The organism is Clavibacter lycopersici, assembly GCF_003576405.1.
GTDB classification, from domain to species: Bacteria; Actinomycetota; Actinomycetes; order Actinomycetales; family Microbacteriaceae; genus Clavibacter; species Clavibacter lycopersici.
This window is the reverse complement of record NZ_QWGT01000285.1, coordinates 1-3,123: the sequence shown is the minus strand read 5'-3', so window position 1 is coordinate 3,123 and position 3,123 is coordinate 1. Positions and strand designations below refer to the sequence as shown.

The 3,123-nt window shown below is 74.1% G+C and carries 3 protein-coding genes; 1 reads left to right on the top strand and 2 read right to left on the bottom strand.

The window, feature by feature from the left end; genetic code table 11:
• Positions 1-195: macro domain-containing protein (locus tag DZG00_RS13960; protein WP_199689824.1), on the bottom strand; the 195-nt coding region annotated here is incomplete at its 3' end.
• A gap of 252 nt (positions 196-447) precedes the next feature.
• On the opposite strand from DZG00_RS13960, the gene DZG00_RS13955 reads away from it, so the two are divergent.
• Complete coding sequence (locus DZG00_RS13955; protein WP_119382040.1) at positions 448-2,283, top strand: glycoside hydrolase family 15 protein; 1,836 nt, start codon at positions 448-450, stop codon at positions 2,281-2,283.
• A gap of 21 nt (positions 2,284-2,304) precedes the next feature.
• Here the strand turns inward: DZG00_RS13955 and DZG00_RS13950 are convergent, their stop codons facing one another.
• Positions 2,305-3,045 (bottom strand): YqjF family protein, encoded by a 741-nt coding sequence (locus tag DZG00_RS13950; protein WP_119455745.1) that lies wholly within the window; start codon positions 3,043-3,045, stop codon positions 2,305-2,307.
• Positions 3,046-3,123: the final 78 nt, after the last annotated feature.

The window sequence follows — 3,123 nt, the reverse complement described above, 5'->3', positions numbered from 1 at the left end:
GTCGCCGGCGGGCAGGCCGTCCGGGAGCGCGTCGGCGCGGATGCGGCGGCAGGCCGCGAGCAGCTCGGGTCCGGCCGCGCGGTGGATCGCGCCGTCCACTCCCCCGCCGCCGAGCAGCGACGAGTTCGCGGCGTTCACGATCGCGTCGACGTCCTGCCGGGTGATGTCGCCGCGCACGGCCTCGATCTGCGTCATGGATCCAGCCTGGCCCCGGAGGGCTTCGAGGAGGGGTCCCGTGGAGACGACGCTGTCCCACGGGCGGTGACCGGAACCGTTCGGGTTGACTCCGGGCACATCGGCAGTATTCGGAACCCGGGGAAGAACGGATTGCCGGGAGGCCGGATCCCGGAGCCCGGTTCGCCGCAGCGCGCCCGCGGTCGGGTCGCGGAGGCGGCCCGGGGATACTGGAGGGGTCGGTGCCCTCCTGCCGGCGTCGACAGGAGTCCCATGGCCACGACCGCATCCCGCCCCGCACCCGAGCGCATCGACGGCTACATCGCGCTCCGCAGCTACGCCGCCATCGGGGACGGGCGCACCGTCGCGCTCATCGCGGAGGACGGCGACATCGACTGGCTGCCGCTGCCGAACCTGCACACGCCGCCCGCGTTCGCGGCGCTCCTCGACGCATCGCACGGCGGACGGATCACCCTGCGGCCCGACGAGGAGTTCGAGGTGACGCGGGCCTACGTGCCCGGCACGAACGTCCTCACCACCACCTTCACCACGGCGTCAGGCAGCGTGCGCGTGACCGACGCGCTCATCACCGGCGTCGCGGGGCGGCTGCCGTGGGCCGAGCTCGGGCGGCGGGTCGAGGGCCTCACGGGCGAGGTCGCGATGAGCTGGCTCGTCGCACCCGGCACCGCGCTCGCCACCTCGTCGCCGTGGGTGCAGGCGACGCACAACGGACCGGTCATCCGCGTGGACGGCGTGACGCTCGCGGTCGTGGGCCTGGAGCACGGACCCGCGGATCCCGGCACGCAGTCGCTGTCCGGCGCGTTCACCACGGCGAAGGGATCCCGCCACGTCATCACGATGGTGGGGACCGAGCGGGAGCCCGTGCGGATCCCGAACCCCGCGATCGTGGACGAGGGCATCGACCGCACCATCCGCAACTGGGAGGGCTGGAGCGCCGAGTTCCGCTACGAGGGCGAGTGGGCCGAGGCCGTGCAGCGCAGCGCCCTCGCGCTCAAGCTGCTCGTGCACGCGCCGACCGGATCCATCGCCGCGGCCGCCACGACCTCGCTGCCCGAGCGCATGGACGGCGGCAAGAACTGGGACTACCGCTTCGCGTGGGTGCGCGACCTCGCCTACACGGTGAACGCGCTCGTGAAGTTCGGGCTCCGCGAGGAGACGCACGCGGCGGTGTCGTGGATGCTCCGCACCATCCGCGACAACGGCCCCGAGCTGCACGTCTTCTACTCGCTCGAGGGCGGCGTGCCCGAGGGCAGCTCGACCCCGGAGGTGCCGGGCTGGCGCGGCGTCGGCCCCGTGGTCGACGGGAACGACGCGCAGGCGCAGCTGCAGCTCGGCGTGTTCGGCGACCTGTTCGACGTGGTGCGCACGTACGTCCGCGACGGCAACGTGCTCGACGCCGACACCGGTCGCCTCCTCGCGACCTTCGCCGACCGCGCGTGCGACATGTGGCAGAAGCGCGACGCCGGCATGTGGGAGCTGGAGGACGAGCAGCACTACACGACCTCGAAGCTCGGCTGCTGGCAGGCGCTCGACTGCGCGGTCGAGCTCGCCGAGGTGGGGCAGATCCCCGGCGTGCCGGACAGGTGGCGGGCCGAGCGCGACCGCATCCGCACGTGGGTCGAGGAGGAGTGCTGGGACGAGGGGCGCGGCGCCTACGTGATGCACCCGGGCAGCCAGCGGCTCGACACGAGCATCCTGCTGCACTCCATCTCCGGCTTCGACCGCGGCGAGCGCATGTCGCGCACGCTCGACGCTCTCCGCTCCGAGCTCGGCCGCGGGCCCCTGCTGTACCGGTACTCCGGGATGCCGGAGGAGGAGGGCACGTTCACCGCGTGCGGGTTCTGGATGGCGGGCGCGCTCGCGTGCGTCGGCCGGATGGACGAGGCGCGCGAGCTCATGGACCAGCTGGTCGACCTCGGCAACGACGTCGGCCTGTACTCCGAGATGATCGACGCCGACGACCACGCGTTCCTCGGCAACCTGCCGCAGGGGCTCAGCCACCTGGCGCTGGTGAGCGCCGCGCTCACGATCGACGAGCTGTCGGGCGGGAAGTCGCGCTCGACCAGGACGCCGCGCGCGAAGCGGTAGGCGGGGCGGTCGCGCCGGGGCCTACGCGCGGGGCAGCAGCGGCCCGGCGAACTCCGTGCGGACGCCGCGCGAGAACAGCACCGAGTCGGGCGCGCGGTCGACGATCCCCGGGAGGCCCGCGGCCGCGACCAGCTCGTCGTCGAGGTCCACGAGCTCGGCGCGCTCGAGGGTCCAGGCGTCGTGCGTGTTCGGCCAGTAGCGCGTGACGCCGCCGCGGGCCACGTGCATGCCCCAGCGCGCGGTGAGGAAGTCGGCGAGCGGATCCCCCACGACCTCCTCGCCGAGCGGGCGCACGGACAGGCGCGACGACGGACGCGTGCCCGTGTGCCGCCGCGACGTGTAGGTGACGACGCCGTCGTGCTCGGCGTGCGTCATCGACGCCCACATGTAGGGCAGGCCGAGGCCCGCGCGCGCGCCGATCACGGGCAGGAGCTTCGCGGCCTCGAGCGAGCGGAAGACCACGCCGCGGCGGCCGTCGTCGCCCACGCTGTAGAGGCGCACGTTGAGCTCGGCGAAGGTGCCGGCCCACGGCACGGCGGGCAGGGGCGGGAAGGCGCTGCGGGACAGGACGAACGGGATGAGGCCGACCCAACTGGATCCGTCGTGCACGTCCGGGCGCGTGCCCGGCGGGAGGAGCGGGGCGACGAGGGCGGGATCCACGCGCCAGTGAACGAAGGCGAGGTCGCTCCAGACCTGGCGGATGACCGCGCGGCCGGGGAGGTCGGGAGCGTGGGGGTCGACGGGATCCGCGGGGCGGGTCATCGGGCGCGCTTCCGCGGGGCGGGCGCTGCGGCCGCGTCGGCCTCGTCGTCGGGTGCGGCCGCGTCGTCGGCGATGCCG

Coding starts and splice junctions, on each gene's coding strand:
- DZG00_RS13955 (WP_119382040.1), top strand. CDS start 448: ATGGCCACGACCGCATCCCGCCCCGCACCCGAGCGCATCGACGGCTAC.
- DZG00_RS13950 (WP_119455745.1), bottom strand. CDS start 3,045: ATGACCCGCCCCGCGGATCCCGTCGACCCCCACGCTCCCGACCTCCCC.